Annotated in this window: 16 protein-coding genes; 8 read left to right on the top strand and 8 right to left on the bottom strand. The window is 74.0% G+C overall.

All coding sequences use genetic code 11. The annotated features are described in order from the left end of the window. A partial coding sequence (locus ACIBPC_RS27825; RefSeq protein WP_398848412.1) for a hypothetical protein occupies positions 1-308 on the top strand: 308 nt, incomplete at its 5' end. Positions 309-370: 62 nt separating this feature from the next. Here the strand turns inward: ACIBPC_RS27825 and ACIBPC_RS27820 are convergent. Then, complete coding sequence (locus ACIBPC_RS27820; protein ID WP_398848410.1) at positions 371-1,366, bottom strand: WD40 repeat domain-containing protein; 996 nt, start codon at positions 1,364-1,366, stop codon at positions 371-373. A gap of 38 nt (positions 1,367-1,404) precedes the next feature. On the opposite strand from ACIBPC_RS27820, the gene ACIBPC_RS27815 reads away from it, so the two are divergent. Next, positions 1,405-1,638: a hypothetical protein gene (locus ACIBPC_RS27815; protein ID WP_398848409.1), complete on the top strand. Its 234-nt coding sequence runs from the start codon at positions 1,405-1,407 to the stop codon at positions 1,636-1,638. Between the two features lie 157 nt (positions 1,639-1,795). Here the strand turns inward: ACIBPC_RS27815 and ACIBPC_RS27810 are convergent, their stop codons facing one another. Further along, positions 1,796-2,791 carry a WD40 repeat domain-containing protein gene (locus tag ACIBPC_RS27810; protein ID WP_398848407.1) on the bottom strand — a complete coding sequence of 332 codons (996 nt, stop codon included), beginning with the start codon at positions 2,789-2,791 and terminating at the stop codon, positions 1,796-1,798. Between the two features lie 410 nt (positions 2,792-3,201). Between ACIBPC_RS27810 and ACIBPC_RS27805 the strand changes: the two genes are divergently transcribed. Next, the gene (locus ACIBPC_RS27805) at positions 3,202-4,344 is read left to right on the top strand and encodes a glycoside hydrolase family 76 protein (RefSeq protein WP_398848406.1); all 1,143 of its coding nucleotides are present in this window, start codon (positions 3,202-3,204) and stop codon (positions 4,342-4,344) included. A 69-nt stretch (positions 4,345-4,413) separates the two neighbouring features. Here ACIBPC_RS27805 and ACIBPC_RS27800 read toward each other — a convergent pair whose 3' ends face one another. Both ACIBPC_RS27800 and ACIBPC_RS27795 read right to left on the bottom strand, forming a co-directional pair. Then, positions 4,414-4,791: a DUF3017 domain-containing protein gene (locus ACIBPC_RS27800; protein ID WP_362964375.1), complete on the bottom strand. Its 378-nt coding sequence runs from the start codon at positions 4,789-4,791 to the stop codon at positions 4,414-4,416. Beyond that, positions 4,791-5,666: a bifunctional methylenetetrahydrofolate dehydrogenase/methenyltetrahydrofolate cyclohydrolase gene (locus tag ACIBPC_RS27795; protein ID WP_398848404.1), complete on the bottom strand. Its 876-nt coding sequence runs from the start codon at positions 5,664-5,666 to the stop codon at positions 4,791-4,793. The genes ACIBPC_RS27800 and ACIBPC_RS27795 overlap by 1 nt, the downstream gene beginning before the upstream one ends. Positions 5,667-5,936: 270 nt before the next feature. On the opposite strand from ACIBPC_RS27795, the gene ACIBPC_RS27790 reads away from it, so the two are divergent. The 3 genes from ACIBPC_RS27790 (at position 5,937) to ACIBPC_RS27780 (ending at position 7,438) form a co-directional block, all read left to right on the top strand. Further along, positions 5,937-6,395 (top strand): DUF4234 domain-containing protein, encoded by a 459-nt coding sequence (locus ACIBPC_RS27790; RefSeq protein WP_398848402.1) that lies wholly within the window; start codon positions 5,937-5,939, stop codon positions 6,393-6,395. A gap of 140 nt (positions 6,396-6,535) precedes the next feature. After that, on the top strand, positions 6,536-7,165 hold the full coding sequence (locus ACIBPC_RS27785; RefSeq protein WP_398848400.1) for an HNH endonuclease family protein: 630 nt from the start codon (positions 6,536-6,538) through the stop codon (positions 7,163-7,165). Positions 7,166-7,186: 21 nt separating this feature from the next. After that, positions 7,187-7,438 (top strand): hypothetical protein, encoded by a 252-nt coding sequence (locus ACIBPC_RS27780; RefSeq protein WP_362964383.1) that lies wholly within the window; start codon positions 7,187-7,189, stop codon positions 7,436-7,438. 72 nt (positions 7,439-7,510) lie between these two features. On the opposite strand, the gene purH is transcribed toward ACIBPC_RS27780, so the two are convergent. Beyond that, complete coding sequence (gene purH / locus ACIBPC_RS27775; protein ID WP_398848399.1) at positions 7,511-9,115, bottom strand: bifunctional phosphoribosylaminoimidazolecarboxamide formyltransferase/IMP cyclohydrolase; 1,605 nt, start codon at positions 9,113-9,115, stop codon at positions 7,511-7,513. Continuing rightward, on the bottom strand, positions 9,112-9,720 hold the full coding sequence (purN, locus tag ACIBPC_RS27770) for a phosphoribosylglycinamide formyltransferase (protein WP_362961565.1): 609 nt from the start codon (positions 9,718-9,720) through the stop codon (positions 9,112-9,114). The genes purH and purN overlap by 4 nt, the downstream gene beginning before the upstream one ends. A gap of 131 nt (positions 9,721-9,851) precedes the next feature. Here purN and ACIBPC_RS27765 point away from each other — a divergent pair, with 131 nt between their 5' ends. Next, positions 9,852-10,628 (top strand): hypothetical protein, encoded by a 777-nt coding sequence (locus ACIBPC_RS27765; RefSeq protein ID WP_362961563.1) that lies wholly within the window; start codon positions 9,852-9,854, stop codon positions 10,626-10,628. 642 nt (positions 10,629-11,270) lie between these two features. Here ACIBPC_RS27765 and ACIBPC_RS27760 read toward each other — a convergent pair. Continuing rightward, positions 11,271-12,740: a DUF6350 family protein gene (locus ACIBPC_RS27760; RefSeq protein WP_398848397.1), complete on the bottom strand. Its 1,470-nt coding sequence runs from the start codon at positions 12,738-12,740 to the stop codon at positions 11,271-11,273. Between the two features lie 74 nt (positions 12,741-12,814). Here ACIBPC_RS27760 and ACIBPC_RS27755 point away from each other — a divergent pair, with 74 nt between their 5' ends. Further along, positions 12,815-13,534 carry an RNA polymerase sigma factor gene (locus tag ACIBPC_RS27755; protein ID WP_398848395.1) on the top strand — a complete coding sequence of 240 codons (720 nt, stop codon included), beginning with the start codon at positions 12,815-12,817 and terminating at the stop codon, positions 13,532-13,534. Between the two features lie 112 nt (positions 13,535-13,646). On the opposite strand, the gene sucD is transcribed toward ACIBPC_RS27755, so the two are convergent. Beyond that, the gene (sucD, locus tag ACIBPC_RS27750) at positions 13,647-14,534 is read right to left on the bottom strand and encodes a succinate--CoA ligase subunit alpha (RefSeq protein WP_362961557.1); all 888 of its coding nucleotides are present in this window, start codon (positions 14,532-14,534) and stop codon (positions 13,647-13,649) included. Position 14,535 lies beyond the last annotated feature (1 nt).

Raw genomic sequence — 14,535 nt, 5'->3', positions numbered from 1 at the left:
TCGTGGTGGCGGGCGCGTTCGGAGCGGTATCGGGTGCGGTCGCGGCGCTGGGGCCGGCCGAGACCGCCCGCCGCGCCCTCGTCCACACCGACCGGAGTTGGTGGCGCGCCTACCGGCGCGCGTTGATCGCTCTCGGCGAGAACCCGGCCGACTTCGACACCACCGCCCCCGACCCGGAAGACGTCGCCCTCGGCGTCGGGATACTCGCCGCACTCGACCACGCCGCACACCTGCACCGGGCCCTCCCCACCGAAACCGAACTCGCCTTCCGCATCCTCACCGACCCCGACCCCGATCCCGACGACTGACCCGCCGCAACCTCCGGGTGGACCCCACTGCCCGCGCGTCGCCACCGGAGGCACCTGGCCGGCTAGCCGAGTGCGGCGGTCAGGTCCCAGGCGCGTACGACGCCGTCCCTGCCTGCGCTGAACGCCACGTCGCGGTCCTGAAGGACGGCGGTCGTGACGGCCGTGACAGTGCCCTCGTGGCCGACCAGCGGCGCGCCGAGCGCCGCGCCCACGGCCAGGTCCCATACGCGTACGGTCGCGTCCTCCGAGGCGGTCACCGCCAGGGGCCGTCCGCCGACCGTTGCGGTGTCCATGGCACAGATCCGGCCGTCATGGCCGGTGAGGGGCGCATACAGCGGCTCCCGCTGCCAGCTTCCCGCTGGAACCCCCCACACCCACAGCTCGCCGGGGTCGGCCGCCGCCACCACGACAGGCAGGTCGCCGAGACGCGACCACGCGACGGCCCAAGCCGAACCGTTGCTGTCGAAAAGCAGCTCCGAGGGCTTCGCCAGGTCCCACACCCGCACGCCGAACCCGTCGCCTCCCGCGACCAGCGAACGGCCGTCGTACCACGCGGTCGCGAGAGCCCAGATATGCACCTCCTCCGCCAGCAGTTCGGGGTCCCCGCCGAACGGTTCCTGCCACAGCACGAGGACGTCGGTGTTGGGCTGCGCCGTCACGAATCGCGCCGGTCCCGGGCCCCGCACGGCGGCCAGGGCCCCGACATAGTCCCGCGTGTAACTCGTTCCCTGGAGCAGCTCACCGCTGTCCAGGTCCCAGAAGGCCACGCCCTGCTCGTCGTCCCCGGCGGCCAGCACCGTACGCCCGCCGGAGGCGCTGACGGCCACGTGGCTCAACAGGTTGCGTGCGTCCGGGTACGGGGCGGCGAGCGGATCGGCCGCGCAGGCGAACGGCAGCGGCCGTTTCCGCCAGGTGTCCCGCAGCGGGTCCCATGTCCACAGGTCGTTGCCCAAGTCGGCGCAGACCACGAGGGGGCCATCCCCGGTCGCGGCGACCGTGAGGCCCGTGATCGGAGCCGAGGAGGGGATCGCGCTGCTCAGGAGCGGTATGCCGGACATCCCACAGACACTATCCGTAGAGGAGGCAGGCAACTGGGGTGGCCCCTACGACTGTTGGAGGGGGCGGGCTGCCTGGCCCCGCGAACGGGCGTACCGCCGAGCCGCCCCCGGGGGTTTCGACACCACCCGCGCCCGACCCGGCGGACGTCGCCCTTGGCCTCGGTGTTCTCGCCGCGCTCGACCACGCGGCGGACATACGCCGAGCCCTGCCCGGCGACACCGAACTCGCCTTCCACATCCTCACCGACCCCGACCCCGACCCCGCCGACTGAGCTGCCTGAGACACCCGGTGGGCTTCCCTCCGCACGTCGGCATCGGTGAAGAGGACCTAGCGTGCGCGCAGCACATCGCCCGGAGGGCCACCGAGGCCGGGACGGATGCGGTCGGGGTCCTCCCGCCCGCGCGGCGGCGCCGGTGGCGACGGGGTGACTAGCCGAGGGCGGCGGTCAGGTCCCAGGCGCGTACAACGCCGTCCCTGCCCGCGCTGAACGCCACGTCGCGGCCTTGGAGGACGGCGGTCGTGACGGCCGTGACAGTGCCCTGATGGCCGACCAGTGGCGCGCCGACCGCCGTGCCCCCGGCCAGGTCCCATACGCGTATGGTCGCGTCCTCCGAGGCGGTCACCGCCAGGGGCCGTCCGCCGACCGTCGCGGTGTCCATGGCACAGATCCGGCCCTCGTGACCGGTGAGCGGCGCATACAGCGGCTCCCGCCGCCAGCTCCCCGCAGGGACCGCCCACACCCACAGCTCGCCGGGGTCGGCCGCCGCCACCACGACAGGCAGGTCGCCGAGACGCGACCAGGCGACGGCCCAGGCCGAACCGTTGGTGTCGAAGAGAAGCTCGGATGTCTCGGCCAGATCCCAGACCCGCACGCCGGACCCGTCGCCTCCCGCGACCAGCGAACGGCCGTCGTACCACGCGGTCGCGACAGCCCAGACGTGCACGAACTCCGCGAGCAACTCGGGGTCCCCGCCGAACGGTTCCTCCCACAGCACGAGGACGTCGGTGTTGGGCTGCGCCGCCACGAACCGGACCGGTCCCGGGCCCCGCACGGCGGCCAGGGCCGCGACATAGTCCCGTGTGAAGTCCGTCCCCTGGAGCAGCTCACCGCTGTCCAGGTCCCAGAAGGCCACGCCCTGCCCGTCGCTCCCGGCGGCCAGCACCGTACGCCCGCCGGAGGCGCTGACGGCCACGTGGTTCAACCGGTTGCGTGCGTCCGGGAACTGGGCGGCGAGCGGATCGGCGGCGCAGGCGAACGGCAGCGGCCGTTTCCGCCAGGTGTCCCGCAACGGGTCCCATGTCCACAGGTCGTTGCGCGCGTCGGCGCAGACCACGAGGGGGCCGTCCCCGGTCGCGGCGACCGTCAGGTCCATGATCGGGGCCGAGGAGGGGATCGCGCTGCTCAGGAGCGGTATGCCGGACATCCCGCAGACGGTATCCGATCGCGGGAGCCGGCCAACGCCGCCACCTGGTAAGGCCGTTGTGCGGACGGACCATGCGGGGCGCCGGAGGGGCGACGGGCGTGATCCGCCGCGCGACAGGAGTGATCGATTTCCCTGGATTCTGGTGCTTTCTGTTGTGTTGGTGTCGAGGCGCTTCTATCGTGCGAAGACGACCGGGAGCCGCGCACCTCCGCCCACGGTGCCCGAACCCCACGGCCGTTCACGTGTCGGCGCCGGTGTCCGGGCCAGGGTGTGACCCGGACGAGAGCGCGCACGCACAGTCCGACACGGCCGGGGCCATGGACGCGGCGACGGCCGGAAGAACGACAGCGGGTACTCCCGCGAACCCCGAACTCGACCCCCCACTCACATCCTCATTCGGGAGGACTCACGTGATCGAACGCAGGTCGTTCATCGCGGCGGCATCGGCGCTCGGCATCGCCTCGGCCGTCGGAACAGCCACGCCGGGCCACGCGGAGACGGCGTTACGCACATCAGGAGACGCATCCGGCGCCAGGCCGCTGGGCACCGTCAACACCGACGCCGCCTTCGCCGCGCTGAACAGCGCCTTCCTCATCTCCAACGGCAATCAGCGCTACTACAAGGAGTCGCTCAACAAGACGGCCAAGGACTACTTCTGGCGCCAGGCGCTGGACATCCAGGCCGTGCAGGACGTGCACGACAGCGCCCCGCGCGCCGAGACCCGCGACCTGATCGGCCGCCTCCTCGACACGTTCCTCCAGCAGAACCAGGGCGGCGGCGGCCTGTACGACTGGAACTGGAACGACTACAACGACGACCTGCTCTGGGCCGGACTCGCCTTCGCGCGCGGCCACCGGATCACCGGCAACGGGACCTACCTCACCCAGGCGCGCTACGCGTTCGACCGGGTCTACAACCGCGGCTGGGACAGCGCACTCGGCGGCGGCATCTGGTGGAGCGTCGAGAAGCGCGACAAGAACGCCCTCAGCAACAGTCCCGCGACCATCCTCGGCTGCCTGATCTACGAGGCGAACGGCGACCGCGGCTACCTGGACAAGGCGCGGGCGGTCTACGACTGGGTGTGGGCGAAGCTGCTGGACCGCTCGACCGGCGGCGTGTACGAGCACATGCGGGCCGACGGCGGCCTCTCCACCGGGCAGACGGTGTACTCGGCGGGCGCCTTCGTCAGCGCGGCCCAGGCGATCTACCGCAACCAGGGCGGGGGCAGCGTGTTCAACGACGCCAGGCGGACCGTGGACTGGGTCATCCGGGAACGCACCACCAACGGCATCATGACGAACGGGCAGCGCGAGGGCACCTGGCAGTCCGAATTCGCGCGCGGGATGGGCGAGTTCGTGCGCGAGAACAACCTGTGGGGCCAGTACTGGGACTTCATGAAGCGCAACGCCGACGCGGCGTGGAACGCGCGGCGCACCGACCTCAACCTGACGTGGAACCGGTGGGACGCGCAGACACCGCGCGACGACACCCGGGCGGTCGAGGCCATCGGCGCGGTGATCATGCAGGCGGTCACCCCGGCCACCCGGCCGTAGCGGCGGGAGGCGGGGCGGGGCCGGACCCGCCGGGTGGACGGACCGGGTACGGCCCGGGCGCCCGGCGGGTCAGCCGGCCGAGAAGCGGAGGACGTCGTTCAGGAAGGGCAGTTCGAGCCACGGCTCGGGCTCGGCCATCAGGGTCAGCAGCACGATCAGCGCGCCGAGCACGCCGTACGTCAGCACGTCCGTGAAGCGCGAGCGGACCGCCAGCATGCCGACCGCCGGGAGCCAGCCGCGCAGCACCGCGCCGGTGAGCAGCGCGCCGCCGACGACCAGCAGGCCGATGCGGAAGGTCACCAGCGTCACGAGCAGCCCGAGCAGCGTCGCGCCGAGCACGACGAGCAGCGGCCACTGCCGGATCGGCGCGGGCGCGGAGCCACCGGCCGTGCGGCGCCCGCCCTCGGGGCGGGCGGTGCTCCGCGTCGGGTACCCGTCGGCGGCCATCAGTCGGCCGACAGGAGGCCGGGGGCGGCGGCGCGCTCGGCGGCCTCCACCACGTTCTGGAGGAGCATGGCGCGGGTCATCGGGCCGACGCCGCCCGGGTTCGGCGAGAGCCAGCCCGCGACCTCGGCGACGGCCGGGTGGACGTCGCCCGCGATCTTCCCGTTCTCGTCGCGGCTGACGCCGACGTCGAGGACGGCCGCGCCCGGCTTCACGTCCTCGGGCTTCACCAGGTGCGGGACGCCCGCCGCCGCGACGACGATGTCCGCGCGGCGCAGCTCGGCGGAGACGTCGCGGGTGCCGGTGTGAACCTGTGTGACCGTGGCGTTCTCGCTGCGGCGGGTCAGCAGCAGCGGCAGGGAGCGGCCGACCGTCACGCCGCGGCCGACGACGACGACGTGCGCGCCCTCGATCGCGACGCCGTTGCGGCGCAGGAGGGCGATGATGCCGTTGGGCGTGCAGGGCAGCGGGGCGGGCTCGCCGAGGACGAGGCGCCCGAGGTTGGTGGGGTGGAGGCCGTCCGCGTCCTTGGCGGGGTCGATCAGCTCCAGGACGCGGTTGACGTCGATGCCGCGCGGCAGGGGGAGCTGGACGATGTAGCCGGTGCAGGCGGGGTCGTCGTTCAGCTCGCGGACGACGGCCTCGATGTCGGCCTGGGAGGCGGTGGCGGGCAGTTCGCGCTGGATCGACGCGATGCCGACGGCGGCGCAGTCGCGGTGCTTGCCGGCCACGTACTTCTGGCTGCCGACATCCTCGCCGACCAGCAGGGTGCCGAGCCCGGGGGTGACACCGCGTTCACGGAGTACGGCGACCCGGGCGGCCAGGTCGGACTTGATGGCTGCTGCGGCGGCCTTGCCGTCCAGAATCTTCGCGCTCATGCCCCCATCCTCCCGGATGGGGGGCGCCGGGGACCAATCAGGGACCTCGCGGCGCGGGGCGGGCGCGGCGCGGCCAGGTCGCGGCTTGGCCACAGGAAGCTGAACCGACTGGACATGCCAAGTGGTTGAGCGGTCCAATGTGCTCCGCACGGGCCGGGGGAACACGCGTTCCCCGCTCGTCGTCGCCCCGCGCTCAGGCCCCCCACCGGGAAAGGGACGACGGCCCGAGCGAAGGAACCGTGACCCGAATCCACAAGGAGTCTCACCACTGTGAGCACTGACCACACTCCGCCCGGCGCGTACTCCGCCCCGGGGTCGGGCGGCGCGCGGACCGGACGGGCGATGCGTTCGCGCAACGTCTTCGCCGTCTGGCTCGGCCTGCCCATCATCACGCTGGGCATCTACCACCTGGTGTGGTGGTACAAGATCAACAAGGAGCTGTCGCAGTTCGACAGCCGGATCGAGGTGCAGCCGGGGCTTGCCGTCCTGGCGGTCTTCCCCGGCTCGATCATCTGGGTCCCGCCGTTCGTCACGGCCTACAACACGGGCAAGCGCGTCGCCGAGGCGCAGCGCGCGGCGGGCCTGGCCTCGACGTGCAGCCCGGCCATCTCGTGCGTGCTCATACTCGTGTTCGGTGCGCACTCGCTGTACCTCCAGTCGGAGATCAACAAGATCAACGACCACTACCGCAATCCCCCGGAGGGGACGCAGATCCCCCTCGTCGCCTGAGCCACGCGGGGCGTGCGCCGGGTCCGTCCCGGCGTGCGCCCCGGGCGTACGGGGGCGGGCCGGACTGCACTCAGTGTCATGATCGCGTCACTCAACGGGTAGGACGGGGGCAGGTGACCCCGTACCCCCGGAGGTACCCGATGCGTTCCCCCCACACCCTCCGCCGCGCGCTCGTCGCGGCCGTCGCCGCGCTCGCGGCCCTGCTGCCGGGGCCCGCCGCCCAGGCCGCGCCGCCCGGCATCCCCGACGCCGACACCGCCCGCACGCAGCTCGACGCCCTCACCGTCGCCCCGCAGGCCGGGATGTCCGGCTACTCGCGCGACAAGTTCCCGCACTGGATCACCCGGAACGGCTGCACGACGCGGCAGACCGTGCTGAAACGTGACGGCACCGACGTGGCGACGGGCGCCAACTGCCGCGTCGAGTCCGGCAGCTGGGAGAGCCCGTACGACGGGACGACCGTCGCCTCGCCGTCCAAGGTGGACATCGACCACATCGTGCCGCTCGCCGAGGCGTGGCGCTCCGGCGCGGGCGAGTGGACCACCCCGCGCCGCCAGGACTTCGCCAACGACCTCGACCACCCCCAACTCCTCGCCGTCAGCGCCTCGTCCAACCGCTCCAAGGGCGACCAGGACCCCGCCGACTGGCAGCCGGCCGCGGCCTTCCACTGCGAGTACGCCCGCATGTGGATCTCCGTGAAGCACACCTGGGAACTGACCGTCGACGAAGACGAGAGAGCCGCGCTGGACGAGATGCTGGGTACGTGCTGACGCATCCGGTATGAACGGGGCATGAGCGAGAAGTACTCCGTCTTCACTGCGCCGCGCGGCGGAGTGATGACCAAGGAAGTCGGCGTGATCACCGGCGAGCTGGAGCTGCACACCGACGCCGACGAGCAGGGCGCGCTGACCATGCGCATCCGCTACGCGGGCGCCGACGAGTGGTACACGGTGGACGGCGGCCCGTTCCGGCTGCACGACCCGCGCGACCACGAGGTGCTGCACGAGGTCCTGGTGCAGCTGCTCCACCGGCCCCAGCCCTGACACGCGCAACGGCCGTGCCGCGGACCGTGAACTCCGGTCCGCGGCACGGCCGTACGCGTCAGGCGCCGCGCGTCAGTGGAAGAAGTGCCGCGTCCCCGTGGTGTACATCGTGACCCCGGCCGCCTTCGCCGCCTCGATCACCGCCTCGTCGCGCACCGAGCCGCCCGGCTGCACGACGGCCCGCACCCCGGCGACGGCCAGCACCTCAAGGCCGTCGGGGAAGGGGAAGAACGCGTCGGACGCCGCGTACGAACCGGCCGCCCGGTCCGCGCCCGCCCGCTGCACCGCCAGCTTCGCCGAGTCCACGCGGTTGACCTGCCCCATGCCGACGCCGACCGTCGCGCCGTCCTTGGCGAGCAGGATCGCGTTCGACTTCACCGCGCGGCAGGCGCGCCACGCGAAGGCGAGCTGCGCCAGCTCGTCCTCCGGCAGCTCCTCGCCCGCCACCAGCTGCCAGTTGCCCGGGTCGTCGCCCGGCGCCTGGAGCCGGTCGGTGACCTGCACGAGCGTCCCGCCGTCCACGGGCCGGAACTCGGTGCGGGCCGCCGGGGGTTCGGGGCAGCGCAGCACGCGGATGTTCTTCTTCCGCGTGAGGGCCTCCAAGGCGCCGTCCTCGTAGCCGGGCGCGACGATGACCTCGGTGAAGATCTCCGCGACCTGCGCGGCCAGTTCGGCGCTGACCGGCCGGTTGACGGCGATGACGCCGCCGTACGCGGACAGCGGGTCGCAGTCGTGCGCCTTGCGGTGGGCCTCGGCGACGTCCGCGCCGACCGCGACACCGCACGGGTTGCTGTGCTTGATGATCGCGACGCACGGCTCGGCGTGGTCGTACGCGGCGCGGCGGGCGGCGTCCGTGTCCACGTAGTTGTTGTACGACATCTCCTTGCCGTGCAGCTGCTCGGCGGCGGCGAGCCCCGAGCCGCTGCCGTCGCGGTAGAGCGCGGCGGCCTGGTGCGGGTTCTCGCCGTAGCGCAGGACGTTCTCCAGGCTGAACGCGACGTTCGCGCTCGCCGGGAAGAGGTCGCCCTCGCCCTCGGCGCCGGTCTCCGCGAACCAGCCCGCCACCGCCACGTCGTACTGCGCCGTGTGCTGGAACGCCGTCGCCGCCAGCTTCCGCCGCTCGGCCAGCGTGAACCCGCCGCCCCGGGCGGCGGTCAGCACGTCCGCGTACGCCGCCGGGTCCACGACCACGGCGACCGACGGGTGGTTCTTGGCCGCCGCGCGGACCATCGACGGGCCGCCGATGTCGATCTGCTCGACGCACTCGTCGTTCGAGGCGCCGGACGCGACGGTCTGCGTGAACGGGTACAGGTTCACCACGACCAGGTCGAACGGCTCGATGCCGAGCTTCTCCAGCTCCGCCCGGTGCTCGGCGCGCCGCAGGTCGGCGAGGATGCCCGCGTGCACGCGCGGGTGGAGCGTCTTCACGCGCCCGTCCAGCGTCTCGGGGAAGCCGGTCAGCTCCTCCACCGGCGTCACCGGCACCCCGGCGGCGGCGATCCGCGCGGCCGTCGAGCCGGTGGACACCAGCTGGACACCGGCGGCGTGCAGGCCGGTGGCCAGCTCGTCGAGCCCGGTCTTGTCGTACACGCTGACCAGCGCGCGGCGCAGGGGCCGCCGTCCGTCGCCGGTGCCCTCGGGGGCGGTGCCTTCGGGAGATGTGCTGTCGGCCGTCACGGGATGTATACCTTTCGTCCCTCGATGCGGTAGCCGTCGCGGGCGAGCCGGCCCACGACGTCGGCGAGCAGCCGCCGCTCGACTTCCTTGATGCGCTCGTGGAGCGTCGCCTCGTCGTCGTCCTGCTCCACCGCCACCGCCTCCTGGGCGATGATCGGTCCGGTGTCCACGCCGCCGTCCACGAAGTGGACCGTGCAGCCGGTGACCTTCACGCCGTGCGCGAGCGCGTCCCGTACGCCGTGGGCGCCGGGGAAGCTCGGCAGCAGCGCCGGGTGGGTGTTGACGAGCCGTCCGCCGAACGCGGCGACGAAGTCGGTGCCCAGGATCTTCATGAACCCGGCCGAGACGACGAGGTCCGGCTCGTACGCGGCGACCGAAGCGGTGAGCGCCCGGTCCCAGGCGGCGCGGTCCGTGAAGTCCCGCACGCGGTGGACGAACGTCGGCAGTCCGGCGCGCTCGGCACGCCGCAGCCCCTCGATCCCCGGCCGGTCGGCACCCACCGCGACGACCTCCGCACCGTACGCCGCGCCCCCTGCCGCCGCCGCGTCCAGCAGGGCCTGGAGATTGGTACCGGACCCGGACACGAGGACGACGATGCGAGCCACGGGGAGGTCTTTCTTTCGGGGAGGTCTCGGCGCAACGATACCGGCACGCCCCACTCCCCCCGTGCCGTGGGGCGGCCCCGGGCAGGTACGGTCGGGACAACGGCACCTAAGAGGGAGATTCGACGACCACGATGACGGACCGACGCCGCTCCCCCGGCCCGCAGGACCGGCCCGACGAGGAGGACAACCCCTTCGCCCCGCCGCCCGAGGGCACTCCCGACCGTCCGTGGCGGCCCCGGCATCCCGACGGCGGCGAGGGGAACGGCGACGGCGGCGACCGCGGCGGCGACCAGGACGGCGGCCACGGCCCCCGCTGGGGCAGCCAGTGGAGCGACCGGCAGCCGGAACGGCAGAAGGGCCGCTGGGGCGACCCGGCGGGCGGCCAGGAACGGCGGCCCGGCGGCCTCGGCGGCGGCCCGCGCGGCTGGGACCCCACCGACCCGGCGCAGCGGCACGCGCGGTACGCGATGCTGTCCGGCATGTGGGGCGTGTGCAGCGGCGTCCTGCTGGGCTGGCAGTGGCTGGCGCTGCTGCTGGGCGCGTTGGGCCTGTACTGGGGGATCAGCGGTCTGCGGGGCGGGCCGAAGGACAGCCCGGAGGCCAGGGAGAAGAAGGTACGGGCGCTCCAGGGACAGGGCGAACCCTCCCCTCCCCCGCCCCCGCCGGGCGCGACCCCGGCCCCGCTGCCGCCGCCGCGCGGTGGCGGCAAGCCGCAGGTGACGGCGTCGGTGACGGGCATCGTGCTGTCGGCGCTGGCGCTGGCGATCGTGGCGGCGTCCTACACGCTGCAGCTCGTGTACAAGGACTACTTCGACTGCGTGGACGACGCCCTGACGCGGCCGTCCCGCGAATCGTGCGAGCGGCTGCTGCCGCGCGAACTGCGCCCGATCTTCGGCGAACAGAACTGACCCCGCCCCCCTTCCCCTCCGGCGCGGGAAGCCGACGACGGGAACGCGGCACGCGCGGCTGCCCGCCCGAAGCGGGCGGGCAAACGGCACACAGCAGGTGAGGCCCCGCACGGAACACCCAACACCCGCCACCCACACAGGGGAAACGGCGACGCACAACGCACGCCACACCGGCCGCTGAACCGCAGAACGGTGGCGCCGGACACGCAACCCCCGGCCAGTACGCCCGGCATCCGCCACCCACGACCGCAGGACGACGGCGCCCGACGCGTAACCCCCCGACAGGAACGCCGAGCACCCGACGCCCGCGCAGGGGAAGCGGCACCCCACAGCGGCCGCCCCCGCCCGTTCCGCCCCTCGCAGTGGACGCACGACGCACGCTCCAACGGCCGGAACGCCCGGCACCCGCCGCCCGCCCAGCGGGAGCGGCACCCCGCAACGGCGCTTCCACCAACCGCGCTCCGCACCCGCCACCCACGACCGCAGGACGGCGGCGCCCGACACGTAACCCCCCGGCAGGAACGCCGGACACCCGACGCCCGCGCAGGGGGAGCGGCACACCCAAACGCCGTCGCTCCGCTCCGCGTAGGGGGCCTGCGGCGGGTCCTGTGCCCGCGCGCTCCGGACGGCCGTGTCCTCCCGTCAGCGGCGGTCCGGGTCGTCGGTCGGGCGTGCGGGGTTCGGGACGCCGCGTGCCGTCCGCCTGTTCCCCGGGTCCGCTGTGCCCGCTGTGTCCGCCGCGTCCGGCAGTTCCGGCACGAGCACCCCCGACGTCCGCCGCAGCGCCGCCCAGCGCGACAGCCGGGCGTCCGTCCTGTGCCACGCCTTCGCGTCCGCCGCCTCACGCGGACGGCGGACCATCCGGGCCAGCCGCGCGTTCAGCCCGCTCACGCGCGCCGCCCGCAGCAGCAGCGCGAACGGCGGGACCAGCACCGCCGTCCACGCGGCGGCGGCCAGGCCCGTCAGCCACGGCTCAGGACCGAACTCGGCCAGCGCCCGCGTCCCCAGCGGCCCGCCCGCCCAGGCGGCGAGCACGCCGAGGCCCACGCCCGTGCCGCAGGCGGTCCCGAGGCCGACCAGCGCCGTCGCCGCCACGCCCTCGTCGGCCACGCGCGAACGGGCCACGAACCATGCCGTCACCAGCGCGCCCGCCACCGGGACAGCCGCGAGGACGCCCCACAGCAGCGGGTTCCCCGGCGTGCCGTCGGGGAGCGCGGCGAGCAGCGGGAAGCCGGGCACGGCCGGGTCGCCGTGGACGGCGAGCGGGCCGACGGCGCTGCCCGCGCCGAGGGTGAAGCCGGGCCCGAGCGCGTACGCGGCGCCCCACACGGCGGCGTTCGGCGCGAGCGCGCCCGCGAGCAGCAGCACGGACAGGCGGCCCGACCAGTCGGTGCCGAGCGCGCCGAACGCGTCCTGCGCGGCACCGGCCCGTACGGCCAGGCACGCGGCGACCAGCAGCGCGCCCGCGCCGCACGTGGCGGCGAGGCCCGCGACGGACGCGCGGGCGGCGGCGGCGATCCGGGCGCCGGGCAGCCGCCGTGCCCAGCGGGGCAGCGCGGCCGACGGGAGGGCGCCGCAGACGGCCCAGGCGGCGCCGAGGGTCACGGCAAGCGTGAAGAGCGGCAGCTGGACGGCGGCGTCCAGCGGGCGTACGGCGAGCGGGCCGCCGCGCGCGCAGACCACGACGACGGCGGCGGCCAGCAGGTAGCCGCCGGTGACCCACAGAGCGGCGCGCGGCCCGTCCGCCGGATGGACGCCCCAGTCGTGGGCGTACCGGTCGGGGACGAGCGCCGTGCGGACGGCGCGGTGGAGCAGCCAGGCGGGCAGGGCGGCGAGGAGCAGCGGGGTCAGGCCGACGGGCGCGGGAGCGCCGGTGAGGGTGTCGGGGCGTACGAGGTCGGCGCCGTGGCCCAGGAGCCACAGGTCGGCGGCGACGTGGAGGGCGCCGCCCGCGCCGCTGTCGGGGAAGGGCGAGAGGGTCCACAGCAGCAGGACGAGCGCCGCCGGGACGCCGAGGCCGAGCCCGGCCGCGAGCAGGCCTTCGAGCAGCCAGCGGGCGCGGACGCGGCCGAGCGGGGCGGTGTGCTGGAGCAGCCGGAGAAGGTGTCGCACGCGGCCATGCTGCCAACAACACCCCATATGCCCGGGTAACGGGTTTTCGCCGCTGTGTCGCCCAGTATGTCGGTATGAGCGTATTTACCGATGATCCGCCCAGAGCGGACCCCGCGACCGCCGCCCCGCCCGACCCCACCCCCACCCCCGGCCCAGACCCCACGCAGGCCTTCGACGCCCTCCACGCCGCGCACGCCACCACCCTGAGCCGCCAGGCCTACCTGCTCACCGGCTGCGGCATGCTCGCCGACCGCGCCGTCGGCTGGGCGTTCCGCCGCGCCTGGGAACGCTGGCCCGAGGTCGCGGGCCGCTCCGACCCGGGCGGCTGGGTACGGGCGGCGGCCTACGACTACGCGCTGTCGCCCTGGCACACTTTCTCGCCCGGCCACCGCCGCCGTACGGCCGAGGTCGCCGCGGGCGTGCTGACCGCCATGGTGAGCCTGCCGCCCGCGTACCGCAGGGTCGTGCTGCTGCACGACGTCATGGGCCTCGACATCGTGCGCACCGCCCTGGAGGCCGAGGCGACCATCGGCGCCACCGAACGCCGCGCCGCCCACGCGCGGGAACTGCTGGCCGCCCGGCTCCCCGCCCTCGCGGAGGCCGCGCCCGAAGAACGCCGCGACGTGCTCAAGGACCTGATGGCACGGGCCCTGGCGGGCCACGACCCGCAGACGCCGACCGCCGAGTCCGTGCGCAGGGCGGGGGAACGGGCCACGCGGCACCGGACCCTCGCCGGGCTCGGCGGCACCGCCGTCACGGCCGGGGCCCTCGTCGCCGCCGCGCTGCTGAACTGACGCGGAACGGGACGGGACGCGCGACGCGCAGCGCCCCCGGGGTCCTGGCGGACCGTCGGGGGCGCGAGCGCGGACCCGCGCGCGTGACGGACGCGTGCGGGCGGGAGCGGGGTCAGCCCGCGGCGAGCAGCTCCCGGGCGAGACGCGCGGTCTCGGACGGGGTCTTGCCGACCTTCACGCCGGCGGCCTCCAGGGCCTCCTGCTTGGCGGCGGCCGTGCCGGAGGAGCCGGAGACGATGGCGCCCGCGTGGCCCATCGTCTTGCCCTCGGGGGCGGTGAAGCCCGCGACGTAGCCGACGACCGGCTTGGTCACGTTCGCCTTGATGAAGTCGGCCGCGCGCTCCTCGGCGTCGCCGCCGATCTCGCCGATCATGACGATCAGGTCGGTGTCGGGGTCGGCCTCGAACGCGGCGAGCGCGTCGATGTGCGTGGTGCCGATGATCGGGTCGCCGCCGATGCCGACGCAGGACGAGAAGCCCAGGTCACGCAGCTCGTACATCATCTGGTACGTGAGCGTGCCCGACTTCGAGACCAGGCCGATGCGGCCCGGCTTGGTGATGTCGGCCGGGATGATGCCCGCGTTCGACTGCCCGGGGGTGATCAGGCCGGGGCAGTTCGGACCGATGATGCGCGTCTTGTTGCCCTTCTGGCCCGCGTACGACCAGAAGGTGGCGGTGTCGTGGACCGCGATGCCTTCGGTGATCACGACGGCCAGCGGGATCTCGGCGTCGATGGCCTCGATCACCGCGTCCTTGGTGAACTTCTCCGGGACGAAGATCACGGTCACGTCGGCACCGGTGGCCTCGACGGCCTCCTTCACGCCGCCGAACACCGGTACCTCGGTGCCGTCGAAGTCGACCTTCTGGCCCGCCTTGCGCGGGTTCACGCCGCCGACGATCTGGGTGCCGGACGCCAGCATGCGACGGGTGTGCTTCTGGCCCTCGGACCCGGTCATCCCCTGGACGATGACCTTGCTTTCCTTGGTGAGGAAGATAGCCATG

This window comes from Streptomyces sp. NPDC049879 (assembly GCF_044461265.1).
In the GTDB taxonomy this organism is placed as follows: domain Bacteria; phylum Actinomycetota; class Actinomycetes; order Streptomycetales; family Streptomycetaceae; genus Streptomyces.
This window is presented reverse-complemented; position numbering and strand designations above follow the sequence as displayed.